General features: G+C 45.1%; 22 protein-coding genes. 10 read left to right on the plus strand and 12 right to left on the minus strand.

Annotated features, from left to right (window positions below; translation table 11 throughout):
* Positions 1-2 precede the first annotated feature (2 nt).
* A complete protein-coding gene (locus VST71_10210) occupies positions 3-9,269 on the plus strand; it encodes a neuraminidase-like domain-containing protein (protein MEC4686089.1) in 9,267 nt (3,088 codons plus the stop codon).
* 30 nt (positions 9,270-9,299) lie between these two features.
* Positions 9,300-9,452, plus strand: a complete 153-nt coding sequence (locus VST71_10215) for a hypothetical protein (GenBank protein MEC4686090.1) — start codon at positions 9,300-9,302, stop codon at positions 9,450-9,452.
* Here VST71_10215 and VST71_10220 read toward each other — a convergent pair.
* From VST71_10220 to VST71_10235, 4 genes are all read right to left on the minus strand, one after another.
* Positions 9,435-9,878: a hypothetical protein gene (locus tag VST71_10220; GenBank protein ID MEC4686091.1), complete on the minus strand. Its 444-nt coding sequence runs from the start codon at positions 9,876-9,878 to the stop codon at positions 9,435-9,437. The two genes, VST71_10215 and VST71_10220, sit on opposite strands and share 18 nt — an antisense overlap.
* A 54-nt stretch (positions 9,879-9,932) precedes the next feature.
* Positions 9,933-10,133 (minus strand): hypothetical protein, encoded by a 201-nt coding sequence (locus tag VST71_10225; GenBank protein ID MEC4686092.1) that lies wholly within the window; start codon positions 10,131-10,133, stop codon positions 9,933-9,935.
* A gap of 190 nt (positions 10,134-10,323) precedes the next feature.
* Positions 10,324-10,524, minus strand: a complete 201-nt coding sequence (locus VST71_10230; protein MEC4686093.1) for a cold-shock protein — start codon at positions 10,522-10,524, stop codon at positions 10,324-10,326.
* 287 nt (positions 10,525-10,811) lie between these two features.
* Complete coding sequence (locus VST71_10235; GenBank protein MEC4686094.1) at positions 10,812-11,819, minus strand: NAD-dependent epimerase/dehydratase family protein; 1,008 nt, start codon at positions 11,817-11,819, stop codon at positions 10,812-10,814.
* A gap of 102 nt (positions 11,820-11,921) precedes the next feature.
* Between VST71_10235 and VST71_10240 the strand changes: the two genes are divergently transcribed.
* Both VST71_10240 and pdxA read left to right on the plus strand, forming a co-directional pair.
* A complete protein-coding gene (locus tag VST71_10240; protein MEC4686095.1) occupies positions 11,922-12,677 on the plus strand; it encodes a LuxR C-terminal-related transcriptional regulator in 756 nt (251 codons plus the stop codon).
* A gap of 98 nt (positions 12,678-12,775) precedes the next feature.
* Positions 12,776-13,723 carry a 4-hydroxythreonine-4-phosphate dehydrogenase PdxA gene (pdxA, locus tag VST71_10245; GenBank protein MEC4686096.1) on the plus strand — a complete coding sequence of 316 codons (948 nt, stop codon included), beginning with the start codon at positions 12,776-12,778 and terminating at the stop codon, positions 13,721-13,723.
* A gap of 20 nt (positions 13,724-13,743) precedes the next feature.
* Here pdxA and VST71_10250 read toward each other — a convergent pair whose 3' ends face one another.
* Both VST71_10250 and lpxK read right to left on the minus strand, forming a co-directional pair.
* Positions 13,744-14,151, minus strand: coding sequence for a secondary thiamine-phosphate synthase enzyme YjbQ (locus VST71_10250; GenBank protein MEC4686097.1), 408 nt, complete (start codon positions 14,149-14,151; stop codon positions 13,744-13,746).
* Complete coding sequence (lpxK, locus tag VST71_10255; GenBank protein MEC4686098.1) at positions 14,151-15,152, minus strand: tetraacyldisaccharide 4'-kinase; 1,002 nt, start codon at positions 15,150-15,152, stop codon at positions 14,151-14,153. Before lpxK ends, VST71_10250 begins: the two co-directional genes overlap by 1 nt.
* A 205-nt stretch (positions 15,153-15,357) precedes the next feature.
* Here lpxK and rsxC point away from each other — a divergent pair, with 205 nt between their 5' ends.
* The 6 genes from rsxC to VST71_10285 all read left to right on the plus strand — a co-directional run bounded on the left by rsxC (position 15,358) and on the right by VST71_10285 (position 20,969).
* Complete coding sequence (rsxC, locus tag VST71_10260) at positions 15,358-16,665, plus strand: electron transport complex subunit RsxC (protein ID MEC4686099.1); 1,308 nt, start codon at positions 15,358-15,360, stop codon at positions 16,663-16,665.
* Between the two features lie 115 nt (positions 16,666-16,780).
* A complete protein-coding gene (locus VST71_10265; protein ID MEC4686100.1) occupies positions 16,781-17,791 on the plus strand; it encodes an RnfABCDGE type electron transport complex subunit D in 1,011 nt (336 codons plus the stop codon).
* A complete protein-coding gene (locus tag VST71_10270) occupies positions 17,788-18,456 on the plus strand; it encodes an FMN-binding protein (GenBank protein ID MEC4686101.1) in 669 nt (222 codons plus the stop codon). The genes VST71_10265 and VST71_10270 overlap by 4 nt, the downstream gene beginning before the upstream one ends.
* Positions 18,428-19,072, plus strand: coding sequence for an electron transport complex subunit RsxE (rsxE, locus tag VST71_10275; protein MEC4686102.1), 645 nt, complete (start codon positions 18,428-18,430; stop codon positions 19,070-19,072). Before VST71_10270 ends, rsxE begins: the two co-directional genes overlap by 29 nt.
* A gap of 47 nt (positions 19,073-19,119) precedes the next feature.
* Complete coding sequence (locus VST71_10280) at positions 19,120-19,716, plus strand: Rnf-Nqr domain containing protein (GenBank protein MEC4686103.1); 597 nt, start codon at positions 19,120-19,122, stop codon at positions 19,714-19,716.
* Positions 19,717-19,793: 77 nt separating this feature from the next.
* Positions 19,794-20,969 (plus strand): RnfABCDGE type electron transport complex subunit B, encoded by a 1,176-nt coding sequence (locus VST71_10285; protein MEC4686104.1) that lies wholly within the window; start codon positions 19,794-19,796, stop codon positions 20,967-20,969.
* A 12-nt stretch (positions 20,970-20,981) separates the two neighbouring features.
* On the opposite strand, the gene VST71_10290 is transcribed toward VST71_10285, so the two are convergent.
* From VST71_10290 to VST71_10315, 6 genes are all read right to left on the minus strand, one after another.
* On the minus strand, positions 20,982-22,253 hold the full coding sequence (locus VST71_10290; GenBank protein MEC4686105.1) for a Ni/Fe hydrogenase subunit alpha: 1,272 nt from the start codon (positions 22,251-22,253) through the stop codon (positions 20,982-20,984).
* Entirely contained in the window at positions 22,253-22,993 is a 741-nt protein-coding gene (locus VST71_10295) for a hypothetical protein (GenBank protein MEC4686106.1), read from the minus strand. Before VST71_10295 ends, VST71_10290 begins: the two co-directional genes overlap by 1 nt.
* Position 22,994: 1 nt before the next feature.
* Positions 22,995-23,822, minus strand: coding sequence for an FAD/NAD(P)-binding protein (locus VST71_10300; protein ID MEC4686107.1), 828 nt, complete (start codon positions 23,820-23,822; stop codon positions 22,995-22,997).
* Positions 23,819-24,832 (minus strand): 4Fe-4S dicluster domain-containing protein, encoded by a 1,014-nt coding sequence (locus VST71_10305; protein MEC4686108.1) that lies wholly within the window; start codon positions 24,830-24,832, stop codon positions 23,819-23,821. The genes VST71_10300 and VST71_10305 overlap by 4 nt, the downstream gene beginning before the upstream one ends.
* Before the next feature lie 119 nt (positions 24,833-24,951).
* Positions 24,952-25,620 (minus strand): phosphate signaling complex protein PhoU, encoded by a 669-nt coding sequence (gene phoU / locus VST71_10310; protein MEC4686109.1) that lies wholly within the window; start codon positions 25,618-25,620, stop codon positions 24,952-24,954.
* Positions 25,620-25,767, minus strand: a 148-nt coding sequence (locus tag VST71_10315) for a phosphate ABC transporter ATP-binding protein (protein ID MEC4686110.1), incomplete at its 5' end; no start/stop codon positions are given. The genes phoU and VST71_10315, both read right to left, overlap by 1 nt.

Raw genomic sequence — 25,767 nt, forward strand, 5'->3', positions numbered from 1 at the left:
CCATGGCAAAGCAAATAGAAAAACAAAAACCAAACCTCGTTCTCGGTCGAGTAACAGACAAACTCAACCGCCCTTTAGCAAATCTCATCGTGCAAGCATATGACAGGGATATGCGGAGCGAAGAACTATTAGGTGAAAGCATCACCGACAAGAACGGTAAATACGAAATTACCTGGTTGCACAGCCAGTTAAGCGGTAGGGGCAAAAAAGAAGCGGATATTGCCATTAAGGTTTTGACACGGAAAAAGAGAACACTGCTTTTTGCGTCAGACGTGGATGCGGTAAGGTTTAATGCTTCGCCAAGGGAAGAGATCAACATTACTATTAAGACGGCTATTAAGCCTGAAGTGGTGGAGTATGACCATATCTTAAAAGAGGTTGGTTTCCTTGCCAATAAAGTCGCCATCACCGATTTGCAGGAAAATGAACAACACAGAGACATCAGTTTCCTCTCCAGAGAAGCTGAAATACCTGCGGAAAAAATAGAACATTTGGTGGTAGCCCACCGCTTGAGTGAGGCATCTAAAATTGATGCTGCCTTTTTCTATGCCCTGCTCAGGAAAAACACCTTGCTTAAGAACGACTTTGCCAAATCATTCCATGCAAGGTTGATGATTGATATCAACACAGAGATACAACCATTGCTCTATGATGTGGCATTGGCGGACCCAAAAACCATTCAGCGCGATGTGGAAGCTGCCGTGAAAGAAATGATTGTCTCTTCCAAAGTAGCCAAAGAATGCAAACGAAATGTGGAGCAATTGCAACAATACAGAAAGAAGGCGGAAGAATACTATAAAAATGAGCATCCCCGTAAAGTGCTTAACATCATCAGCCGCTTTGTGCTGGAAGATAAAATCAGCGAAATAGGCAAACTCTTCCAGGAAAATAAAAATGACCTGAATGTTTTTCTCAAAAAAGTTACTGACGATTCCTTTTTCAAAAGCGATGAAAAAGCAAAAGAAGCAAAAGCATCCATTGCATTGGGTGAGTTATTAGGTTTTGATGAAGCAATCATATCCCAGGTAAAGGAATCTCAAAAAATCAGAAAAACGGAAGATGTAAGGAAGCTGGCGGTTTTGAACAAAGCCGGCTGGAAAGAGGTTCTTACAAAATCTGCTGCTAAAATAAATTTGGCTGGTAAGCCAATAGACAAAAAACTGATTGATTTACATGCCTCTTCTTTGGTTCGTAAAATGGAAAAAGAATTCCCGACAATTGCGTTTTCAGCTCAATTAGCAAGGGAAAAAAAGAAGAACATTATTTTAAAAAACCACAAAGAAATCACTGAATTTCTTACTATGCATGATGATTTTGATTTGCAGCACAGCAACATAGATCTTTTCCTGAAAAAGAAAAAACTTGCTGCAAAGAAAAATGAAGCCATGCGGGAAGAATTAAAATCCGTACAGCGCGTTTTTAAATTAGTTCCTCACTACAGTAAAACCAATGCTCTTCTAAAACAGAATATACATTCTGCACAAAGCATTGCTGCTATAGGCGAAACCCGCTTTGTAAAAGAAATAGCCCCAAAAGCCGGTATTGAAACAAAAGAAGCCGAAGCCATTTTCAGAAGGGCAGAAAGAACCAATACAGCTGCCATGCTCATAGTTGGTGAACTACAAGACACCATGCGTGCGATGGATGTCCCGGCTTTAGAAATGAAATCTCTTGCCATGAAGTTGGAAGCGGTAAGCAGAGATTTTCCTAATCTAAAGTCGCTGTTCAAACTTACCGATACCTGTGCCTGCGAACATTGCCGTTCGGTGTATAGCCCGGCAGCATATCTGGTAGAGATACTACAGTTTTTGGATAAGAGGAGCGTTACTAACCTTACGGTAACCCCACATGTAACCACCAATCTTGCCAAAGATGTATTGTTTGAACGCAGGCCCGATTTAGGCGAAATTGATTTGGGATGCGAAAACGCCAATACACCTGTGCCTTACATTGACCTGGTGTGTGAATTATTAGAAGAAGCGGTGGCACCGGATGCAGGTATCTTTTATACTGGTTTACTCTCTGACGGAGCGGACCCTTTAACGGGAAAAATTTCAACTGCTTTGCTTGCAGCACTGCAAACAGATGGTATGCCAGTAACAGATCAGGCACAAATTTACCGTACTGAAGAAGCGACAACTGTAAACGCACCCGAAACGCCACCTTATAAGCCCCATTATTTGAGGGACAAAAAAGCGGTTTGCAAAATCATCAACACCGGAGGAAATAATTATAAAGTATTCCGGTTGCGACAAACCCTTTCTTCTGCCGAAGAATTAGCAGCAGCGCCTGAGTATGTGAATGCCAAAGCTTATGATACTTTGCGGAATAATGCTTACGCTTTCAAACTTCCATTTGATTTAAACCATACCGAAGCTAAAGCCTATTTCATGCGATTTGGTATAGAACGCCATACTTTGATGGCGGATTTTCAATCAGCAGGAAATCCGGCTGATGAAGCAATCGCTGCGGAGAAGTTGGGATTGACGAATGCGGAAAGGAAATTGATTGTTACACCTAAGGCCAGCCTAGTTGACCAGCAATTATATTGGAATGCTCCGGCTCAGTGGGGCACGCCTGTTGTTTCTGGGAATGTGGTAGATTACATGAAGGTGGTTGATCACTTCCTTACGAAAACAGGATTGACTTATAAAGAACTGGATTTATTGCTTTCTTTAAAATTTATTGATCCTTCTGGAAATATCTTCATGGAACATCATTATGATGACCCTACAGTAGATAAACCGATTATTTCGTGTGATACAACAAAAAAAGATATTGCCAATCTGGACTATGCGGCATTAGATCGAATTCATCGTTTTTTGATGCTGCAAAAGAAAACGGGCTGGAAATTGGAGGTATTGAATGAAATCATTTCACAAGCTAACCTTGGCAATGGGCAACTCAATGATACATGCTTAATCAAAGCAGCAGACTTAGCAAGGATTTCCGAAGAAACAAGCATTAAAATAGAAGAGTTGATAGGCTTTTATGGTGATATTCCACACCAAACATTGAAAGATGATGCTCCAAAACCTCTATATCATCAGGTATTCTTAAACAAAGCAAAAAATGGGTTTATTGATGACCTGCTGCTGTTACCTGAAGAAAAAACCGGTTCGGAATTGCTAAATGATGTCAAAAATAGCTTATCGGTTTGTCTGCAATTATCAGAACAGGATTTTGATAAAATAGCACTTGCAGGAAACATTACAACCTATGGCTCACCTACATTTGGTGTTAACAATCCAAACAAATTCACCAATCTAAGCTACCTGTTTGCCGCATCAAGATTGATAAAGAAACTGAAGCTTAAGACAGATGATTTCTTAATACTTACCGAACTCACCGGACTGAACATATCCGATTCGCCCGAAAAGACATTGGAATTTGTAGAAGCAGTTGCTGATTTTAAAAAATCTCCTTTAAAAACAGCGGATGTAAAATTCATGCTCCGACATGAAGCGACCAATCTTGCTGACCGGGAAATCAAAGATGATAAGATTACCCAAATACTGGAGAAATTACAAAAGGATTACCAGAGTAATTTTACTGCAAACAAGTCTCCTTTTGATGTCAATTTATCTGCCGACGAGCAGAAAGAAAGATTGCAAACTGCGTTATCCAAACTGAGAGGCATTGGAGAAGAAGATGTAAAAATATTTATTAAATTCATTGACAGGGGCTGGACATCGGCAAATGATGCAAAGACATTTACGGATGACAAACTAAACGGCTTATTTGATACAGCAACTCTTAAAACAAGCATTGATGCTTTAGCAGCAGCACCCGGCCCTGATATCAGCAATGAACAGAAGGATTTAGTCAAAGCCTTCTTAGATGCCATAGCAGATTATCAGTTTCATTTTGGTAAGCTATCCATTCTTGAGCAAAGCCTCTCTACTACTTTTAAGGCAGATTCAGAACTGGTGAAGATTGTTTTGGAATATGCCATATTAAAACAGCCTGCCCCAGGGACCAGCCCCCTATCGGATATCCTGCTTTCAGATACCCTTATTGATGTAGATATTACACATACAATTCCTGTTTTGCCGGTCATTGCCAGCGCTGCTTTTGCTGATCAGTATCGTGCTATCCGGCTGCTGCATAAGTTATTCCCTTTGGTAAACGCTTTTAAATTGGGCAATCAGGAGGTAGCCTGGTTCTTTGAAAATAATACAGCATTGGGATGGCTTATGTTGGATGACATTCCGTATGAAGCAGGACAGATAGCGATTGATTATGGCAAATATGCCGCTTTTGTAGAAATTATTGAGCTATCAAAACAATTGACACCTGTGCCCAACCCTGCAGATGCAGAATCGCCAATCACTTTTCTCACCATTGCAGAAATGCTCTTACCCGCTGGCGCTGCTACCCGACTTCAATTTCTGGAGGCATTTTCATTATTGACAGGATACAACAAGGAAGATGTGGATGCAATTGATGCCCATTTTTTACCGGTATTTGACCTTAGCAAGTATAGATATGTAAAAACATGGAAATCTATAAGCGATTGTACCGAACATCTAAGAAAGTTAGGTTCAACCGTTGCCCAGGTCAAGGAATATATCAAACCGGTATTAACAAGTGCTGATACAAATCTTCTGCGTACTGCACTGAAAGCACGATATGACGAAGATACATGGCTGGGCACACTCAAGGAAATCATGGATGCTATCCGTCCTCAAAAAAGAGACGCTTTAGTGGCTTATCTTTTGGCTGCGAATCCAGAAATGAAAGACGAGAACTATTTGTATGATTTTTTCCTGGTAGATGTTGAAATGGAAGCCTGCATGCCTTCTTCCAGGATTGTACAGGCGCATGGAACCATTCAGCTTTTTGTGCAGCGCTGCCTGATGGGGTTGGAATCTAAAGCGGCAGCCGACGTAGACAACGATAGAAGCTGGGAGCAATGGAAGTGGATGAAAAATTACCGTGTATGGGAAGCCAACCGCAAGGTGTTCTTATATCCCGAAAACTGGATTGAGGCGGAGCTCAGAGATGACAAGTCCTTCTTGTTTACAGAACTGGAAAATGAGTTACTGCAGAACGAACTTACTGAATTTACAGCTGAAGAAGCATTGATCAGGTATCTTGAAAAATTAGACAATATTGCATTCCTTGAAGTGGTAGCGACCTGGTACCAGTCGGATATTAAAACCATGCATGTCTTTGCCCGAACCAAAGGCGGAGACCCGGCCATTTATTACTACAGAAGATTTGAACAGGAGAGATACTGGACGCCATGGGAGAAAGTAGAATTGGATATTACAGGAGACCACCTGTTAGCCTTTGTCCGCAATAACCGCCTGAGTCTGGCATGGCCTGTATTTAGTGAAGAGCCTGATCCTGGACAGGGCGCAACCCTTCCGAACCAAAGTGACCCAACCGAACAGCCTGTTGATAAGCCAAGAAAAAAACTGAAAATACAACTGGCGTTCAGTGAGTTTGCCAATAAGAAATGGCAGCCGAAAAAGATATCGAAGGATGCGATTAAAACACCTCCGGATGCGGACCCCAACAATCCGATTTATACGGATGAGGATATACCGAGGGGTAATTTAAAACTTTTTTACAATGAATTTGCCCAGCAAGTCGTGGTATTCAATACAATTAAAAAATCAGTTTATTATAATGAGTTTGAGACCCAGCCCGTCGACGATGAAGTATTATCCGGCGCTTTTGATATAACAGGCTGTAAGGGTTATCCTGAACTGGCACCGGCTAAACCTTTCACTTTGGACTTTATCCCCAAGTTTAGCGATACAAAATTGATCGATCAGCGTTACAAGGAACAGGCATTAGACTTGACTAATGATCTGTCTGTTTTGAGTGTCCATTCTATTTTAGCAAATATGCCATTTGATGAAATACTGAGTAAAACACCTGGTTTTTTCAGGCTCACGTATCCTCACCAATTTACCAAAATTGACTTTGTGGCCTTAATTTTAGAATTGCTTCATTTGTATTTTTCAGGGAAAGACCGAAATTACCGATCAATTAAAATACCTCTTGGCACATTACTCCCTTACTTTAAAGAAGACAGCATTCATGCCTATGTGATTATTCCAGGGTTCTATAATATAGAAAAGGACGAAAATAGTGGAGATGAAGTCTATGTTAAAAGAACCGGCTCGGATGTGATGCAGCTTATTGAGGATGTTGCAGCCTTCATTAAAAAGATTGTTCTATATCAATCCGACCCAACAGAAGATAAAACCAAAGAGCTGCTTGATGATTTCCAAAAAATTGTGGACGAGCTAAAAGTATATGGCGGATTGAAATATGGGGAGCAGTTCAAAAATATGTACTATCCATTGGTCTGCCAGCTGAGAACCACACTATACAAACATGGAATTTCTGAGTTAATGAGAAGGGAGACTCAGATGCAAACTGCTCCTTTCAATTTTAATATGTATTATCTGCCAAGCCCAATTGTTCCATTGTCCTATCCGGTTGAGGATTTGGATTTCAGCAGTGATGGAAGTTACAGCGTCTATAATTGGGAGTTATTCTTCCACGTTCCGTTTTTATTGGCTACCCGACTCACCAAAAATCAACGCTTTGAAGAAGCGATGACCTGGTTTCACTATATGTTTAATCCAACCGGGGCATTGGAGGGAAGCACACCGCAAAAATACTGGGTAACTAAACCATTTTATTTGACTCAGGATAACGATTATGTCAATCAGCGAATTGATACCTTGCTCTATAAAATTGCCGACCCCAATACATCTGAAAGAAAAGAACTTGAATTTGCCATTGAGCAATGGAGAAACAAGCCTTTCAAACCGCATGTAGTAGCACGTTTCAGGCCTGTAGCCTACCAAAAAGCATTGTTGATGAAGTACATTGACAACCTTACAGAGTGGGGAGATTATTTGTTCCGCCAGGATACGATGGAGTCCATTATCCAGGCTACACAGATGTATATTTTGGCTGATAAATTATTAGGACCAAAACCGCGTACTATTCCTCCGACTATTAAGTCTCCGTATGAAACCTATAACCAGATGGAGGCTAAATTAGATGCCTTTGGCAACGCATTAATTGATTTGGAAAATATTTTACCTGATTTCTCAGCATTGCCTGAAGGTGGTGCGGAATTGCCGCCGGGCCCGGTTACTTTATCCATGCTTTATTTCTGCATTCCGCAAAACGACAAAATGCTGGAGTATTGGGATCGAATAGCTGACCGCTTATTTAAGGTTAGGCATTGCCAAAACATTGACGGTGTTGAACGCACCCTGGCCCTGTTTGCGCCGCCTATTGATCCGGGCATGTTGGTGCGGGCTGCGGCGGCAGGGCTTGATATTTCATCCATCCTGGCAGGCATAAATGCTCCTACGCCTTATTATCGTTTTAATGTGCTTTCTCAAAAAGCAACTGAATTGGCCCAGGAAGTCAGAGGTCTTGGCAGTTCATTATTGCAGGCCTTGGAAAAGAAAGATGCCGAAGCCGTGTCTTTGTTGCGTAGTGAATTGGAGATTAAGGTACTCAATGCGGTAAAAGATATGAAGCTTCTACAAATTAAGGAAGCTAAGGAACAGATTGAGATTCTGAAAAGGACGAAGGCGGTTACGGAAGAAAGGAATAAATACTATTCGAACATTGAAAAGATAATTTCGAAAGAGCAATTGAATCTTGATAAGTTAAGTGAGTCTCATGACTTTCAAATGGCATCTCAAATAACTCAAACATTGGCAGGGGTAGTCGCTTTAATTCCTGATCTTGTAGGTGGAGCTTCTGGATTCGGAGGAAGCCCTCATGTAGTAGTACAATGGGGTGGTCTTAATTTGCTGGGTGCAGCAAAGTCAGCATCAGATGTTTTAAATATTTTTAGTACTGCAGCATCTTATGAAGCTGGGAGAGCGTCTATTTTAGGAGGATATGAAAGAAGATTTGATGATTGGAAACTACAAGAACGCCTGGCTAAAAAAGAATTGGATCAAATCGACAAGCAGATTGTCGCAGCAGAAATTCGCAAAGAACTATCAGAAACAGATTTGAATAATCATGAACTGCAAATTGACAATGCCAAAAAGACCGATGAATTTATGCGTACCAAATTCACCAATAAAGAATTGTATGATTGGATGATCGGGCAAATCAGTTCTGTATATTTCCGGGCTTATCAATTGGCGCACGATTTTGCCAAGAAAGCAGAGCGGAGCTATCGTTTTGAATTGGGGAATGATGATTCTTTTATCTCTTATGGCTACTGGGACAGCATGAAGAAAGGCTTGCAGAGTGCAGACCATCTCATCTACGACATCAAGCGAATGGAAACGAGCTATTTAGATAAGAACAAACGGGAATATGAGATGACCAAACATATTTCTCTTTCCATGTTAGATCCGTTGGCATTGGTAAAACTGAGAGCAACAGGGGTAAGTGATTTTGAAGTGCCGGAGGTTTTGTATGATATGGACCATCCTGGGCAATACTTCAGAAGGATAAAATCCGTGAGTATCAGTTTGCCTTGTGTAGCCGGGCCTTATACATCGATAAGCGCCAAACTCTCCTTGGTTAACAACAGGTATAGAAAAAACACAAATCCTGATAATCTTGCCACAACCGGATATCTCGAAGACCACGGCAATGATGAGCGTTTTGTTTACAATGTCGGAGCTATTCAATCTATTGCTGCCAGCAATGCCCAAAACGACAGCGGCATGTTCGAACTGAATTTCCGGGATGAACGCTACTTGCCTTTTGAAGGCACCGGAGCCATTAGCAGTTGGAGATTAGAACTTCCAAAAGAAGTGCGTCAGTTTGATTACAATACGATTTCAGATGTTATTGTTCATGTAAAATATACAGCCAGAGAAGGCGGCTCGGCACTGCTCGGATTAGCTGAAACTTCATTAAAAACTCGCCTCGCTGCAATCAAGGAACAGCTTAATCAAACGGGAATGCATATCGCCTTGAATATGAAACATGACTTGCCCAATGAGTGGCATTTGCTCAAAAAGAACGGAACTGTAGATTTAAAAATTGATAAGTCAAGGTTGCCTTACATGGCTCAAACCATTGATGCTGCCATAGAAAATGTGATGTTTGTGGTAAAGGTCAAGAATAATCCAGCCACCTTTTTAATCAGTATTAAGGGGACGGCTACTAATCTTGCCAGAATAGATGAATGGAAGCTTTGCCGGGGAAATAATGCGAATATTGACCTGGATACATCATTTGAAGTAGTGATTGCTCCAGCACAATTAAATAATCTTGAAGAATTGATGATGGTTGTAAACTATAGTTTTTAATGCCTTTCCGGTAAGCATGTGTGAGGGCACTTGGATGATGAATATAGCGATGACTCAGGAGGACAACCTGACAGAGAACGCCTTTTCCATCCCTTTGTGGTGGGGAGGAAGAACTGGCTGTTTTCCGGGCATCCACGGGCTGCAAAGGCCAGTGCAGATGAAGAGCTAAACTCCAAGACCTGATTCCCTGTTCTGAACAAGCAGCCTGGGACCATCCTTAAAGAGAATTTCTATTTTATTGATCTGAATTACAGATGAAACTATTCCGATTCCAAACCTGGGATGGTTTATTATCTCATTTTTTTCAAAACTTCCTTCTGTCCTGTATTTTTTGGCATTGGAAAGCTCACTGTCTGTTAATCGGGATATACACTCGTTGTAATTTATTTCCTGAACTTTAACTTTTTGAGGTGATTTTTTCGACTTTATCCGCTTTTTTTCAGATGGTTTAGCGCGAAAGTTGTGTTGCGAATTACAGGTATTGCATTTAACTTTTTTGGGGGAATTAGCGACCATGGCAACAATTGTATGGCCCAGTTCCAGCCTGCACTTTGTACACCATGCCTCAATATGTCCACCTGCTGTGTAACTATTTGTCATGTTTTTCACTTTTAAACCTTTTAAATACCGAATTGAAAGTTATTATCATTTCTACAAAACCGGTTAATCCTCTGTACTACCCGTTACTTCAGGTGTTTCTCCAGATGATTCCGGCTCACTATTTGTCGTCTCCGGTCCTTCAGCTTCCTGAGGAGTATCCTTGGCGCTATTCTGGCGTCTCAGTCTTTTCTCTTCCTGTTTTTTCTGTCGCATCAATTCTTTTTTCCGCTTATTGTTCTTGTACATGGGAGAACGCATTACCATAGTTGCCTCACCTGAATTAATTAATTTTTCTAAACATTAAAAATTCTGAATATCTATTTTCTAAACAGCAGTTACTAAAGTGAAATTTCAACAACCAATTTACCAAAGAGTGTTCCAAGATCGAGAAGCAAGAAGATTTAGCGGCCTATTGAAAAAGCAGGCCCCTTTACCCGGGGCCTGCTTTCCGGATTTACAGTTTTTCGATGTTTGTTGCCTTAGGGCCCTTATCGCCTTCAACGACATCAAAGCTTACTACGTCGCCTTCGGCCAGGCTCTTGAAACCATCGCCCTGAATCTCGGAATAGTGCGCAAAAACATCGGCACCATCATCCTGGGTTATGAAACCAAACCCCTTGGACTCGTTGAACCATTTTACCGTTCCGTTTGCCATACTGATTTACCTCCTTACTTAGTGCTTAATAAACCAAATCCCTGAGGAATCCAGTCCTTAATAAAAAAGGCCACAAAGCACAAAGTCTTTGTGGCCCTACTTGTGACAAAAACTCCTGAAACTTCCTTATTCCTGAATGCTCTTAATTATTATTCCTGATAAAGAATGGCATCTTTTGTTCTCAAAAGTCAAGTGCCAATTACTTCCGGCTGAAGATAACGCTGAGAGATTGCTCTAACAGGTCTCTGAAAGTCCTGTCTGTCCTTCTGTTTGAAGTACCCTTGCCATTACCGATACTCCTCCTTATACCACCTGAGTGTTTTTTTTAGGGCATCCTGCCATGTACACTTTGGGGCAAACCCGAGCTCCTTTACAGCCTTGTCAATAGAAAGATGGAGACCTTTTCCGCTCATAAAGGCCATGGTTCTACACAGTGCAGGTTCCTTTTTTGTAAAACGATGCCCGATCTCCATTAAAAAACCCATTGTCTTTGCAATTGAAAATGGGATATTCCTTGCGGGCCTTTCATAATTCAGCTCATCAGCAATAAAATCAATGATATCCTTCATGGTTACCTTCTTGTCTGATGAAATATGATATATCTGTCCGGCAGCATTCCTGGATTTTACAGAAAGATAAAAGGCCTCAGCCACATCCTTAAGAGAAACAACGGATATAACAGCCTTCCCCCCCTGAATATAAGGCAACTGTTTTTTCTTCAGACCTTCGGCAAGCCCTATAACCATTGAATGGTCTCCACCCCCTTCCCCAATAAATATTCCGGGGCGAATAATTACTGTTTCCATCTTGCCCTCTCCCTGGTGCCTCTCCAGGAGTTCCTCAATTTTGATCAAGATATTCTGGTGGGGCCAGAAGGATAACGGTCTTCGAGGCAGGGATTCTTTTGCATCCTGCAGCCCAAAACCCAAAACCCCCGCTGCACCGGCAAAAATAAATCTTTGCACCCCTTTGGCATCACATCTTTCGATCAGCTCTTTTGTTGGTTCGTAATAGTATCTTTTCTCTTCTTCAGCATGATTATAGAGTGTGGCAAAAGTAGCAGCATGAATAACTACTTCCGTCCCTTTCAATGCTTTATCATAAGAATCCGGCCTGAGAAGGTCACCGTAAATCACATTATTGTTATTGAGTTTTTTCAGGAAATCATCCTTCCTGTCCACACGGGGACGCACCAGACATCTCAGTTCAATATCCGGCTTATCAGCCAGGGCTTCAGCCAAATGACTACCCAGGTATCCTGTGGCTCCTGTAAGTAAAACAGACCGTTTTTTCAATTCTTATCTCCTGTTTCCCGTTCATTGAAATCTCTTTCAGCTTAGAGTATAATTAAGCAGAGAAACAACTACCCAAATTGGTAGGTAGGGGGGACAGTTCTAATGCCGCAACATCTTTCACATGGAGAAAAATCCGTTATTCTTGATATTATTGATAAGGGACTTGCCTGTAAATCCGAGGAGGATTTTAAGACCCGTCTCCTGTTCCCTGTTCGGGAATTGGTTGGTACGGAGATTGCATTATCTATATGGAATAATCCTTCCAATAATAGTGCCGAAGGGGTGATAAACCTGGATTTCCCGGAGGAGTATGTGCAAATCTACCGCCATCATTTTTTCGAGGATCCGGTCTTCAGTATATGGCTCTCAAACCAGAAACCTTTTATTTTTTCGAAAAAATACTGTGGCAATACAAAAAGACCGTTAAAGACTCACCTTAATTGCATTGCAATAAATTTTGATTTTAAGACCGGGAGAGGAATTTTTCATGGCCTGATAGAAAGAGGCCTTCAATTTGGAAGTTATTTCACTTTTAGCCGGCCAAATGAACGATTGGGTAAAAGACATGCCTACATTATGGAACTATTAATGCCTCACCTGCATCAGGCATTGGTCAGGGTTTTAAGAAGGAACGAAAAGCCTTTTTATGGAAATAATGGTGTCCCTCTTACGAAAAGAGAGTTAGAGATACTGAGATGGACAAAGGAAGGGAAGACCGGATGGAAAATCTCTGTTATAATGAACATAAGTGAAAACACGGTGAGATTCCATATCAAAAATATCCTTAAGAAGCTGGATGCCGTTAACAAGACACATGCTGTTGCAAAGGCGATAGAATATAGATGGATCGACCTCTGAATATTTCTCCCTGAAGTCTGCGGCATTTGTTTTTCCCCCGTGGCTTAACAAGCTTTGACGAAATTCGTATTCATACACGGCTGAGCAGGTACATTAAAATGGAGAAGAAAAAGATTGCCATAACCATGGGTGACGCCGCCGGCATAGGGCCTGAGGTGGCTGTGAAGGCCGCCCTGTCGGAAGATATACAAAAGATCTGTCATCCCTGCCTGATTGGCGACAGGGAGGTGCTGGATGAGGCCGCCCGGATATCGGGTGTATGTCTCGACCCTGAAAAAACAGAGGTCATACAGCCCCAACCAGTTGAAAGTTTTTTGAGGGGCGGCCCCTCTCCGGAGAGCGGCAAGGCCTCATATATATACATAAAATATGCTGCTGAGGGATGCCTCAGGGGGGATTTTCATGCAATGGTGACTGCACCTGTCTCCAAGGAGGCCCTGAGAATGGCCGGACTGCCATGGCCGGGACATACGGAGATGCTTGCAGAGCTTACCTCAACAGAAAAATATGCAATGATGCTCGTTGGCGGCCCCCTCAGGGTAGTGCTTGTTACAACCCATATTCCCCTCAAAGAGGTCCCAAAAAAACTCACTGAAGAGACAATTCTCCACAAGATTGAGCTTGCCTATGAGGCCTGCAGGATGTTAGGGGTTAAATCTCCTGCCGTGGCAGTATCAGGCCTTAATCCCCACGGGGGGGAGGGAGGGCTCTTTGGCAGGGAAGAGATTGAGATGATAGGGCCTGCAGTTAAAGAGGCACAGGGCAGGGGGCTTAACGTGAAAGGCCCTTTTCCGCCGGATGTTGTCTTCAGACTCGCCTATACAGGCAGGGTGGATATGGTGGTTGCAATGTACCACGACCAGGGACTTATTCCCCTGAAGATGATAGCCTTTGACCAGGGAGTGAATATAACCATAGGGCTCCCGATAATAAGGACTTCTCCGGACCATGGCACAGCCTATGATATAGCCTGGGGTGGCACGGCACGGCCGGACAGCATGATAGAGGCCATTAAACTTGCCGTTAAACTCTCCCGGCCGGAATAAAAATCGTTTTAAACCTGCCCTCAGGGCTCCCTGAACCCCATAACCTTCACTGCAACCCTTCTGTGCCTTGGGCCGTCAAACTCACAAAAGAAGATTGACTGCCAGGTGCCGAGTTGCAACCGGCCCTGCTCAATCAATACAAAGGTGGAGGTGCCGACAAGGCTCGATTTGATATGGGCATCAGAATTCCCTTCCAGGTGGGCATATCCTGCGTCACGGGGAACAATCTTCTGGAGAGTATGGATTATGTCCCTCCTGACAGACGGGTCAGCACCCTCATTTACTGTAATACCGGCCGTGGTATGGGGGACATGCAGATAACAGACACCCTCCTGGAACCCCGCTTCCTCAACGAGTCTCTCTATCTCCGGGGTAATATCAATGAACTCAACCCTTGCCCCTGTCTTTACATTTACATGTTTTATCATTATCGGATCTCCGGGCCAAGCCCTTTGAATATGATATCATAAAACTCGCTGCTATTTACCTCAAGAGATATTTTCACGGCCAGGATATCCCTCAACTCCGTGTCTGACAGCAATCCTCTGAGTTTCACCATATCCTTTTCAGTTGTGACAACAATCTCAGCCCGCGCCTCCCGAACCCTTTTTATTATCTTTTTAATATCCCTGACCCTGTAGCAGTAGTGGTCCCTGAAGGCCTTGTGCCCAACAACAGATGCGCCAAGTTCGTCAAGCAGACTCAGGAACTGTCCCGGATTGCCAATGCCTGCAAAGGCAAAAACCCTCTTCTCTTTCAGCGTGTCAGTCGAAAGTGCCCTGCCATCCAGGGCAACAAGCCCCTCCACACGATAATCCGCATAGAAAACAGCGGCTTTTTCATTATACCTCCTGATGGTCTTCTCCAGCTCATATTCCTTCTTCCTTGTCTTATTGATTATAATGATGTCCGCCCTCTTCATCTCGGCAACCGGTTCTCTCAGTCTTCCCAGGGGGATCATTCTTCCGTTTCCAAAGGGGTTGGTAGCATCAACAATGAGTATATCTGTATCCCTGTGCAGCCTCCAGTGCTGAAACCCGTCATCCAGGATGAATATATCCCTGTTGCTGGCTATAAGCCCTGCCCTGTATCGGTTTGAGTCCTTTATCACCCAGGCGCCTTTAAGCCGCTCAGCCATCAGGATTGCCTCATCCCCTGCCTCAGACCATGAGGCAAGGAGTCTGTCACCCTTACTGACTATCACAGAGCCTCTTCCAACACCCTTATACCCCCTTGTTAGGATACAGGGCCTGAGATTTCTGTTGATGGCCTCCCTGGCAATGGCGATTGCCGTTGGGGTCTTGCCCGTACCTCCAACTGTGAGGTTACCAACGCTCACGACCCTCCCTTCAAGCCTCTTCTGCGCTGAAAGCCTGTACTTCCTGTGAAGGGAGTACCCCAGATAATAGAGGTATTCAAGAGATGTCATTTAACTATAATACACTATTAAGCAGCATGCCGGCACCAATGGAAATGGGGACAATCAAAGGGATATGCGGGGTTTTGACTCTCAAACTACAAAGTGGTCAAAATGGTCACTAAAAGATTATCTGATAATTATATCTTGACATATCCGGTCATTAAATGTTATTAATTATACGTTTTTTAACCCCAACGGTTAAACAGGAGGATCAATGGCACTTCTAACTTTTAAGGGCGGAGTTCATCCCCCGGACCACAAGGAATTATCCTCAGGCATTCCCATAAAAGAGGCCTCTTCACCTTCACGGGTACTTATTCAACTGAGCCAGCATATAGGGGCACCCTGCAAATGTACTGTACAGATAGGGCAGGAGGTCAAGAAGGGAGATTTGATCGGAGAACCCACAGGTTTTGTCTCGGCTCCTGTTCATACTTCTGTCTCCGGCAAGGTGGTTGCTCTGATGGACATACCGAATGCAATGGGAAGAATGGTACCTGCAGTCATAATAGACAACAACGGCAAAGAGGAGTGGACCCAGCTCAGGGACAACCCTGACTACATGAAACTCTCTCCGGAAGAATTAAAGGAAAAGGTAAAGGATGCGGGAATTGTAGGCATGGGTGGCGCCACATTTCCGACCCATGTAAAGCTCTCGCCCCCCAAGGAAAAACCCATTGATGTGGTCATCATAAACGGGGCGGAATGTGAGCCCTACCTGACGGCAGACCACAGGTTGATGGTGGAAACACCTTCAGACATAATAGAGGGCCTGAAGATTTTAATGAAGGTTCTGGGGGTAAGCAAGGGTTATGTGGGGATCGAAAACAACAAACCCGATGCCATAGAAAAGATGAAAGAGGCCTCTTCAGGCGAAGCGAACATAGAGGTAGCGGAGCTTGAGGTTAAATACCCTCAGGGTGCTGAAAAAATGCTGATAAAGGCCATTATAGACAGGGAGGTACCGGCTGGTGGACTGCCAATGGATATTGGCGTGGTTGTCCAGAATGTCGGCACTGCCGTTGCCGTGTTTGAGGCCTGCCGTTATGGCAAGCCCCTTATTGAGCGGGTAGTGACTGTCACAGGGCTTGGGGTGAAGAATCCCGGCAACCTCAGGGCAAGAGTCGGCACCCCGGTAAGGGAGTTGATTGAAGCATGCGGTGGTTTCAATAACAGTCCTGCAAAGGTTATACTTGGAGGCCCGATGATGGGGTTTGCCCAGTATACAATTGATGTGCCTGTTGCAAAGGGGACATCAGGTGTCCTGGTCATGTCCGAGGAGGAGCATAGCACTTCAGACAAGTACGGCCCCTGCATAAGGTGCGGTAGCTGCATAGACGTCTGTCCTATGGGCCTTATGCCGTCCATGCTCAGCATATTGTCTGAAAAAGGTTTTTATGAGGAGACAAAGGAGTACAACCTCCTTGACTGTTTTGAGTGCGGAACCTGCACCTACGTCTGTCCGTCAAAAAGGCCTATTGTTCAGTTTGTTAGGCTTTCAAAATCATTGATTAAGAGGTAAAGGAAGCCATTGGTCACCGGATTTCCTGTCAACGGTTAGCATATTGAAGATAATTTAGTTGCAAATGACCAATGATAACTGACTAACGACTAAATTTTATAAAGGAGCTGATAGCATGGCAGTGGCAAAGAAAGAACAGGAATTGATAGTAACTGTTAGTCCTCACATCAGAAACGATGAGACGGTCAGCAGGATTATGTGGACAGTGAGTCTCAGCCTGTTGCCGGCTTTTGTATTCGGGGCGTATTTCTTTGGTCCAAGGGCACTTTATGTAACCGCATTGTGTATAGTCGGGTCTTTTTTCAGTGAATGGCTGGTAGAGAAGATGACCGGCAAGGAGATAACAATCAGAGACGGAAGTGCCTTTCTGACAGGCCTGCTCCTGGGAATGAACCTGCCGTCCAGCGCCCCTTTCTACATTCCCCTGGTGAGCTCCTTTGTGGCAGTAGCTATAACCAAACAGCTATTCGGGGGACTTGGTTACAACATATTCAACCCCGCTCTTATAGGCCGTGCCTTTGCCCTAATCGCCTGGCCAAGGGCAATGACAACATGGTTTGAACCGACCGCTGCATTTGTCGGGCTTGATGCAAAGACGACTGCAACCCCCCTTGCAATCCTGAAGGAAGGAGGAATGCAGAAAATTATCGAGGTTTTTGGCGACAAGATGAACCTCTATACAGACCTGTTAATCGGTCACAGGGCAGGCTCACTTGGGGAAACCTCCGTGATTGCACTCCTTATCGGCGGGGCCTTTCTCCTTTACAAGAGATACATCACCTGGCATATACCCATTTCTTTTCTTGCAACCGTAGCTCTTATGGCATGGATATTCGGAGGCAGAGAGGGGTTCTTTACCGGAGACCCCATTCTACATCTCTTAAGCGGAGGCTTGATCCTCGGTGCCTTTTTCATGGCCACTGATTATGTAACCTGCCCCTCTACCCGAACCGGACAGATAATTTTTGGTATTGGCTGTGGATTGCTTGCAATCCTGATCAGGTTAAAGGCAGGATATCCAGAGGGGGTAATGTTTGCTATACTCCTGATGAACTGTTTTTCACCGTTGATTGACAGAAACATGAAGTCGAAGGTGTTTGGACTTGCAAAGGAGGCCCAACAATGACCTTTAAGGATATCCTTAAGATAACCATGAACCTTGTGGTATTATATCTTGCAGGTGGCCTCTTGCTGGCTGCTGTATATGCAAAAACGTCCCCTATTATCTTTAAGAAGAACGAACAGGAGAAGAAAGAGGCCCTGCAGAAGATGATGCCGGAGGCCGACGTTATCGAGAAACTGGGCGACTGGTACCCCCATGAAAAACATGCGGAGTACTTTGTGGCAAAGAAGTGCGGGGAGCTAAAGATAAAAAAGATTAAGGATGAAGAGACCGGCAAAGTGAAAGAAGAAAAGGAGTGTATCAATCCACGCCCGATTGGATACATCGTTCAGACCTTTGGAAAGGGCTATTCAAGTTATATAAACATCCTTTTCTCTGTTGATAATAATTTCAGGGTACAGAAGATAGACATCCTTCACCATGCTGAAACACCGGGTCTTGGGGATGAAATAGTGCTTGATTACTTCAAAAATCGTTTTAAGGGTAAAGACATTGACCATTTGAAGGTCTTAAAGAAAGAGACTACCGAATACATTCAGGCCATTACCGGAGCAACCATTTCATCAAGGGCTGTTGCTGAAGACGGTGTAAGAAATGGGCTGGAGTTTTTAGAAAAAGCCCTGAAAGGAGAGGTGAAGCATGAGCCATCAGCATCAAGAGAAGGTTAGTTACTGGGCAATAGTAAAGAATGGAATAATCAAGGAAAATACCATCTTCAGGCTTGTCATCAGCCTTTGTCCGGCTATAGCCGTTACCAACAGTGTAAAGAATGGTTTTTTATTAGGCGCTGCCGTGGTATTTGTTCAGGCTATGGTTAACTCAACAGTAGCCCTTTTGAGAAACTTTATCCATCCCAGGATCAGGATCCCGATATTTATGCTCATCATCTCAGGCTGGGTTACAGTTGTTGATATGCTTATGGCTGCCTATGCACGGGCTGCATACAAGGAGATTGGGCTCTACATCCAGATAATCGTTGCCTTTGCCTCCATCCTTGCACGTGCTGAGGTGTTTGCGAGCAAGAACAAGGTTGGAGCATCATTTTTCGATGGAATCGGATCAGGCCTTGGCTTTCTCGTAGCCCTTGTTACCATCAGTTTCTTCAGAGAACTTTTGGGTAAAGGCACCCTTATCGGATTTACCATAGTACCGGTCAAACCTATGCTTATCATGATCCTGCCTGCAGGTGGCTTTCTGGTAACAGGCCTGCTGATGGGATTCTTCAACTGGATTGATATGAAGTTTTACGGCGGAAAGGGTGCAGGAGGCGTCGGTGGACACTGATTTGATTTGCCGTTTGTTACAATGACAACTTCAGTATTTCGGAGGATATGATGGAAAAGGAATTCTTAAAACTTTTTGAGCTGTTTATAGCAGCCTCGGTCATAAACAATTTTGTCTTTACAAGGTTTCTCGGTCTCTGTATCTTCTTTGGTGTTTCAAAGAAGATGGAGACGGCAATCGGGATGAGCATAACATTTACAGCAGTCATGGTTGTTTCTGCAGCATTGAGTTGGCTTGTCTTTTTCTATATAATGATTCCCCTTGAGATTACGTTCCTGAAGATAGTTATTTTTATAGGAATTGTTGCTGCCTTTGTTCAGGCATCAGATACAATAATGAGGAAGATAAGTCCGGGATTATACTATAAGTTGGGTGTTTATCTTGCCCTTATCGCAACTAACTGTATCATTATTGCAGTTCCCTTGATAAATGCCGGAGAAAAGCATACCTTTATCGAGAGTCTTGTGTTCGGTCTTGGCTCCGGAATAGGTTTTGGTCTGGCGCTGACCATAATGGCAAGTATCCGCGAAAAGCTTGAGCTTGCAGATGTGCCGAGGCCCTTCAGGGGCATGCCGATTGCCTGGGTTACTACAGCTTTGATAGCACTGGCATTTACAGGTTTTTCAGGACTGATAACGCTATAACACAATTAGAGAGAGAAGCCTGAATTATATTATAATAGCCTAAAGACTGATGACCTGAATGATGGAGGTATTGGAGGATGATGGATTTTCAGAGCATTTCAGAGATAATAAATACTATTAGAGGCCTCGACCTCACAAACATAATCAACCTTATCCCCCTTCCCCACGCAGGGGTGGGTGGAGGCATTGAGGCCAAGGAGAGTGTCGACTTAGTATCGACTCTGGAATTTACATTCATATTTGTACTTGGAGTGGGAGCCACATTTGGAATGGGGCTGGCCTTTGCGGCAAAGAAGTTTGCAGTGAAGAAAGACCCGAGGGTTGAGCAGGTGCGTGAAGTCCTTGCAAGTGCTCACTGCGGGGCCTGCGGCTATGCAGGATGTGAACAATATGCAGAGGCGGTTGTTTCAAACCCCGACGTCTCCCCGAACCTCTGCACACCGGGTGGGGCCAAGACCGCAGAACTGGTTGCCATGATTACCGGAAAGAAGGCAGAGGCTGCAGAGCCGATATTCTCAAGAATCATGTGCCAGGGAGACTGGCATAAGTCGGCAAAGAGGTTTAAGTATGAAGGAGTGGCAGACTGCAGGGCAGTTGTCCTGGCAGGCGGCGGTGACAAGTCATGTGTCTATGGATGTCTCGGATACGCTACATGCGTGAGGGCATGTCCCTTTGATGCCATACATATGAATGAAGACCACATTCCGGTTGTTGATATAACAAAATGCACGGGATGCCGCAAGTGCGAGTCTGCCTGCCCGAAAAAGGTTATCGAAATACTGCCGGCCGGCAAGGCAGTGGTAGTTGCCTGCCATTCAAAGGACCGCGGTGCTGAAACGAGAAAGAACTGTCAGGTCGGCTGCATTGCCTGCGGTGTCTGTGTGAAGATCTGCCCCTTTGATGCAGCAAAGGTTGAAGACAGCCTTTCACGCATCGATCTTGATAAATGCCGCGTCTGTGGCCTGTGTGTAAAAAAGTGCCCGACAAAGGCGATTGTGGATTATATACCGGAAAGGTCCAGGGCCTATGTTCTCAGAGACAAGTGCATCGGCTGTAATATGTGCATGAAGGTATGTCCTGTAAATGCTGCCGAGGGCGAACTGAAGAAGGTGCATACAATTGACCAGGGCAAGTGTATCGGCTGCGGTATCTGTACTGCAAGGTGTCCTAAACAGGCCATTGACGGGACATTTAATGCCCAGGAAGTCTTTGCAAAGGCAGAAGAAAAGAAAAAGAAGAAGGCAGCAGCTTAAAAACTCCTCTGCTTACAGCCTTACAATATGCACAGAGCAGGATATGCAGGGGTCGTAGGCCCGGACAAGTGTCTCAAGTGCCGGTTTTATATCAGTGGTGTCCTTTATAAGAGCCTCTGCCATAATCATGAGGGTACGCTCCATATCCGAGAGATTCATGGCAGTGGGTGTGGTTATGTCTCCCCCGGTTACATAACCTTTCTCATCAAAGGTGTAGGTATGTATAAGCATACCCCTCGGTGCCTCAATAGCTGCCGTACCCGTAGCCGCCACCGGGCTGAACTCAGCCGTTATGCCGCCATCCTGTCCCTCGGGAAGGTCAATATCCAGCAGATCACCTATGATCTCCACCACCCTCTCAAGGGAAAAGAGTATCTCAACGCCCTGAGCCATGTTATTCATATAGGTACTCCGGCTCTTCATGATGCCGAGTCTCTTCAAAAGGGCCCCTGCACTGCCCTTGAGCTTACTGCCGGAGTTGAGAATCCGCGGCAGGGCTCCGACCATGAAAGGCTCCTCACCGTAAAGGGTGTGCTTTGTGTAAGAGGGAGGAAGGGCTGATTCATGGAACTTTTGGTAAAAGTCCCTTACCGGCACCTTCTCTTTACCATTTACGAGGATATCACCACCGGTATAGCCATAATCCCTGCCTGCAAGTGAAACCCAGTTACTGACCCCGACAAGGGGTGTGTATTGAAGGGTGGGAATCTCTTTTGACAGAAAACGCAATACTTCATCTATAAGGGGCGCTGCCTCCTGCTGGATACGCTTAAGACCTTCACTTGAAGGACCTGCACTCATACCGCCCACTACAGGCGTTATCTGATGAATCGCCCTCCCGCCGACACACTCCTGCATCCTGTTACCAATGCCCTTTACCTTAAACCCCAGAGAAGCAGCATCAGGTAAATCCCTGGCCATATCCACAAAAGAGCCGTAACCGTAATAATCCGGCAGGGCAAGCAGAAAGAGATGCAGCCCGTGACTCTCAAGCGTCTCAGCATGAAGCAGAAGCTCCCTTAAAAGCACTGCCTCCCTCGGCACCTTTACACCAAAGGCGTCCTCTATGGCCATTACCGAGATGACCCTGTGTGAGGCAGAGCATATGGAGCATATCCTTGAGACTATGGTGGGCACGTCATTAAAATGCCTTCCCACAATGAGCTTTTCAAACAACCTCGGAGGAGTAAGTATGTCGAGTTCTACAGACTCCACACGACTACCTTTTATCTTAAGGCCGATACTCCCATGTCCTTCTACCCTGCTTATCAGTTCTTTTTTCATTATCCTCTTTCCCAAAAGAGATCAAACCTCTTCTTTATCTCATCCTCACCAAGCCCTATCTGCCTGAATATCTCTGTAAGTGCCTCCCTGTTTGCATCCTCATAAGCACCGAAACAGCCGTCACACGGCCTGCCCACTGACGGCTGCCTTGCACCGCAGCCCGCCCTTGTAACAGGCCCGAGGCAGGGAAGCCCCCTGTATCTGAGCAGACACTCATTACCCTTCATCTTGCACTCCATACAAAGCGGATAATTGGGCACCTCAGGCACCACACCCCTGAGCAGATATCCCAGGCAGTGCATAAGATAACCCTTCTCTATAGGACACCCCGGAATTGAAAAGTCCACAGGGACAACATCGCTGACCGGTCGAGGAAACCCTGAAATAAACCCCTCGCCTGTTTCAGGATAGACATCCCTTAACCAGCCCTTCCTCTTCTTCGGCCCCCGTGCCACCACACCGCCCGTACATGCGCAGGTGCCTATGGCAACAAGGTATTTGACCTTTTTTCTCAGGCCCCTCAGAAACCCGGCCTCTCCTGCCTGGGTGACAGCCCCTTCCACAAGTGCGATGTCAGGGCTCATGCCTGTAGCCGGCATGGCAACGTTGAGGTCAACCACCTCAACGAGGTCAAGCAGCTTAAGGAGGTCCTCCTCAAGATTGGTTATCTCAAGGATGTCTCCCGAACAGGATGTCAGGGAGTAAAGCCCCAACCTGGGTTTTTCCTTAGCCTTTGTCATATCAGAAGATCTCCGGCAGATTTATAGCATCCCAATACGTAAATATAGGTCCGTCAATGCACGTGTACTTATGCCCCACCACGCAGTGTCCGCATTTGCCCAAACCGCACTCCATCCTCCGCTCAAGAGACATATAGATGCTTCCCTTCGAGTAACCAAGTTTCAGGAGCTTGTCAAGGACAAACTTGTAAAATACAGGTGGCCCGCAAACAGCCACGGAAGTACCCTCCAGGGGCATCGTAATCTTGTCAAGAAGCTGGGTTACCCTGCCCACTTGTCCCTGCCATCTGCTATTTTCCGGCACACTGTCCACGGAAAGCATGCAATTTATATCAGTCCTCTCAAGCAGATTCTGCATCTCTCCATAAAAAAGGACACTCTCGGGGTCTCTTGCACCATATCCAATGCCAACCTCTCCAAAACGCTCCCGCCTGAAGAGCACATAGCGTATAAGGGATCTCAGCGGAGCTATTCCAAGCCCACCCGCCACTATAAGGAGATTTCCGCCCTCCATGGTCTCAACAGGATAACCATTGCCATAGGGGCCTCGGATTCCAACCCTTGCATTCTCCTCAAGCTCATGAAGTACGCCCGTCACCCTGCCTGCCTTTCTCACACAGAGGTCTATAAACCCCTTCTCATCCGGCCCGGAGGTGATGGATATAGGGGCCTCACCCACCCCGAATATACTGAGCATAACAAACTGCCCCGGCTTGAACGAGAAAGCCTTTCGCCGGTCCTCATCGTTAAAGACAAACCGGAAGAGGCTGTGCTGTGCATCAAGGTACCTCTTCTCTACAAGGATGGCTAACTCTGGTACAAGGCTCATTCCCTTATGCTCCTTACTACCTCCACCATATCTATCCCCGCAGGGCACGTCTCACTGCACCGGCCGCAGCCCGTGCATGTTGCCTTTCCGTGCATCTCTGCAAAGCCTATCTCTTTATGGAGATACCTGAACCTGAACCTCTCGGGCCTTGCTCCACGGAAATTGTGGCCACCCGTAACAAGGGCATAGTCCTTGCGCATACATGCATCCCACCTCCGCCACCTAACAGTAATGTCAGTCAAAAGGTCTGTTGAGTCATAGACATCAAAGCACTGACAGGTGGGACAGACCATGACACAACTGCCGCAGAAGAGACATCGGTGACTGTATTGCTCCCAAACATCGCTTTTATACTCAAGCGTAAGCAGGTCGGCGAGATTGGTGATATCCATTATACGGGTAAACATGGACTCCCTTTCCTCTATCCTGTCCTTGTATTCAGCTATCTCTTTTCCCGTGGGCTCCCTGAACAGCTCGGGGCAGAGCCTCAGCATATCATCACCAAGTGCAGTCCGCACACTTACCATATAGACCTCATCAAGCGTGTAGAGAAAGAGGTCATAAATATCCACTATAAAATCGGTATGCATTGATTTACAGAGGCAATACTTGTCCGGCAGGCAGCTGAGTCCTATAAACCCTGTCTTCTCACGCCGTCTCCAGTAAAAGGTGTCCTTCCCCCCGTATGAAAATGCCTTGTCAAGTATGTCTATGCCGTGAAGGTCGCAGGAATGAAGGCCGAAGATGATACTGAAAGGTTCCTCTTCTGCACCAACCTCAATATCAGATGTCCCGCTTACGTGGAAGAGGTCCTCTTTTGGAGGCAGGAAAAACTGCTTCGGGGGGATTATGGTACGCAGAAATTCAGTGGCCACGTTTGAAAAACCGCTGTACGGTTTGAAAGTGTAAGTCTCCTTGCCCTTTTGCTCAGGCACTATCAACCTGTAGTTCTTGTTTACAGTGTCGAGAAACCGCGGCAGCGTCTTTTTTATCATGGTCCTGTAGATCATGTCTTAATCAAAATGGTAGCAGAAAGCAGGGGTGGTGTCAACTAAAGAATTTTTTATTAAGGATTCCCGACTCGCTACACTTGCGGGAATGACCAATGACTGTAATTTATACACGGACTCTATATATCAATTTCCTGAGGCGCCATATGTCTTATTATCTTCCCCTTGACCATATAGACCACCATCTCGGCCACGTTGGTGGCATGATCTGCTATGCGTTCAAGGTATTTTGATACATAGCTTATCTTCATCGCCCTGTAAACGGTTGACGGATCCTGGGTCATTATAAACATCAGCTCTTTCAAGACCATATCATTGAGGTCGTCCACCTCGTCATCACGCATTATTACATCCATGGCGAGCCTCTTGTCTTCATTCACAAAGGCATCAATAGCATCCCTTACCATTCCCTGGGCTATCTCCCTCATCCTCGGGATATCTATGTAGGGCTTCAGAAGCGGTTCCTTGTTCAGCTCAAGCGCCCTCTCCGAAATATTTACGGCATTGTCGGCAATACGCTCAAGGTCAGTGGTTATCTTCATTGCAGTGGTGATAAACCTGAGGTCCTTTCCCATGGGCTGTTTTAGTGCAATGAGTCTTATACACTCCTCGTCTATCTTCACGTCATACGAGTTGATCTTATGGTCCTCCTCGATCACCTTGCGTGCCAATTCTGAATTCCTTTCAGTAAGTGATTTTATGGATTTCCTGATGGAGGTCTCTACAAGACCCGCCATCTGCAGTAACAACCCGTTAAGATGCTTCATCTCCTCTTCCCGTACAGGCATTATCCAAACCTCCCTGTTATATAGTCTTCCGTCAGTTTCTGAGAGGGATTTGTAAAGATTTTATCAGTTCTGTCAAATTCTATCAACTCACCAAGCATCAGAAACCCCGTCCAGTCCGAAATCCTTGCCGCCTGCTGCATGTTGTGG

This window comes from Nitrospirota bacterium (genome assembly GCA_035873375.1).
GTDB lineage: Bacteria > Nitrospirota > Thermodesulfovibrionia > Thermodesulfovibrionales > JdFR-85 > BMS3Bbin07.